The organism is Bartonella callosciuri, from assembly GCF_014203215.1.
Taxonomy (GTDB): Bacteria; Pseudomonadota; Alphaproteobacteria; order Rhizobiales; family Rhizobiaceae; genus Bartonella; species Bartonella callosciuri.
Genome location: NZ_JACHIM010000025.1, coordinates 1 through 2,111 on the forward strand (window position 1 = coordinate 1; position 2,111 = coordinate 2,111).

The window sequence follows — 2,111 nt, forward strand, 5'->3', positions numbered from 1 at the left end:
AGGCAAAATAGGATTTGGATTGAGTAGTTTAGTCAGTGATAAATTAAAGCTTTATGCACGAGCCCACTATATCAAAGGGCGTAAAAGCAAGCAGTTGCTTCAAGGTATTTTGGGTGTACGCTATAGTTTCTAAATATCTGCTTTATGCGTTGATTAAATTTAGAAATGTAATTTTTTTGTAAGTTAAACACGTAGTGTTTTGCTAAGATTTCATGAGAACTTAGGGAGAGTGTGTGAGGGTGACCTTACACTCTCTTTAAAAGCGGTGTCATTCCTTCATTTGTTTTTGAAAATCTTGCAAGTTATGCTTTTGTATTTAAGGAATAATTTGCATTTTACAAAGTTATATCACTTTAGACGAAAACAATTTTCGTAATTTACAATTTATAGTTGTTTAATAAAATAATAAACTAAAAAATTGTATTTAGACATAAATAAAACACATTACGATACAATCTAAAATAAGCTACCCACGTAGTCGCGAGATGTTTTGCTAATTATTGAGAGTGGAGTGCGGATTATGCGATATAAATGTAGGTTAAGTTTTTCAGTATTGATGATCAGTAGTTGTTTCGTGCAAGTTGCAAGTGCAGCTGAGAAAAGATCCCTAACAAAGCTAGAAAATTTAACGAGTGGAGGGACGGTACAAAAAGGCTCTGCACTGATTACTACCTCTGTGAGTAGCAATATTATGGTTGTAGATGGCGGTGTTGAGATTGTTGAGAATGGCAAGAGTTCCATGGGAGCTACTATTGAAAAAGGTGGGATGCAAATAGTTACGCGTGGAGGAACTGCGGTGGATGCTAAAATCCTTGGTGGTAAGCAGTTTATTTATGAAGAGAATAATCTTGAATTTACAAGCGTGATTAGAAAAAGTAGTGCTTATAATGCTACAGTTTCTGGAGGTGGTCGTGGAGCAATAGGACAGCAGAATGTGTATGATGGTGGCAAAGCTTGGAATACGAAAGTTATGAATGGAGGGGAACAAAATCTTTATATGGGGAGCAAAAAAATGGGTGGTGGTTTTGCAGAAAATACCATGGTTTCTGGAAATGGCAGGCAGCATATCTTAGCAGAAGGAATGGCCACTAATACTACCTTGAGTAGTGAAGCTGTTCAAGTAGTTTATTCTGATGGGATTGTGGATGGTCTAACGATTAATGACTATGCCAGCTCGTGGATACATGTTGCTGCAGAGTTAACTGGAAAGATACAGATTAATGGTAAGGGATGTCTTTATTTATTTGCTGGTGATAGGACAGATCATACTACAAAAGAAAAACTTTCTGTCGGGGGAAGGGCTGATGAATGGCTATTTAGGATTGGTGAGCGAGATAACACTAAAAAATCCCAGATTAACATTGAAGATTTAGGTGGTGAGGGAGGGAGCGTTATTTTTGCTTCTATTCCGTATGATCCACGTCATATTTCACTTTATGTTGAAAAGCTTTCGGGTAATTTAAATTTCCATTTCAATATTAGTGCTATGGGTGCTCATAATAGCGATTACTTGTGGGTAGACAGTAGTTCAGGTACTCACACAATAAGTGTTGCCGATTCTGGTGCTGAAATTACGAATTTTCTTTCACAAAAGAATGGTTTAATTAGTGAGATCAATTTGGTTGCTGATAGAAGCCAAAACGGAGGAGCTAATTTTACTCTGGCAGACCGCTCGGGTAAGAAAATTGAAGCTGTTGATGGGGGTACTTATGTATATGGCTTGCATAAGAGGGAGAGAAATGCAGAGTCTAGTGGTGATACCACAACTTGGTATTTGGGTAGGGAATCTCAACGATCAGGACATGAAAGTACTCGTGCTCAGCGTACGAGCAGAAAACCGAAGACTCCTGTTTCGTTGGTTCTTTCATCTAGTGATGCAGGTGCACACTCTCAAGAAAGGTCCTCTTCTTCTAGAGTGGGAAGTTCTACTTCTCGGAATACTACTGGTAGGCAAAATAGCGAACAGACATCCAGGCCAAGACCTCCTCGGCATTTGAGAGAAGCTCAGCATGTTTCTGCATTACCTCTAGAAGATCAGCCTGTTGAAGTTTCACGTCTAGCTTTTTACCATCATGCTTCTGATGAAAAACAGCAGCCTATTGTTGTTTCAG

At 38.6% G+C, this 2,111-nt stretch carries 2 protein-coding genes; both read left to right on the forward strand.

The features are described from left to right. Window positions 1-133: autotransporter outer membrane beta-barrel domain-containing protein (locus HNQ69_RS08400; RefSeq protein ID WP_183229401.1), on the forward strand; the 133-nt coding region annotated here is incomplete at its 5' end. Between the two features lie 387 nt (window positions 134-520). Next, window positions 521-2,111, forward strand: a 1,591-nt coding sequence (locus HNQ69_RS07530) for a pertactin-like passenger domain-containing protein (protein WP_183229402.1), incomplete at its 3' end; no start/stop codon positions are given.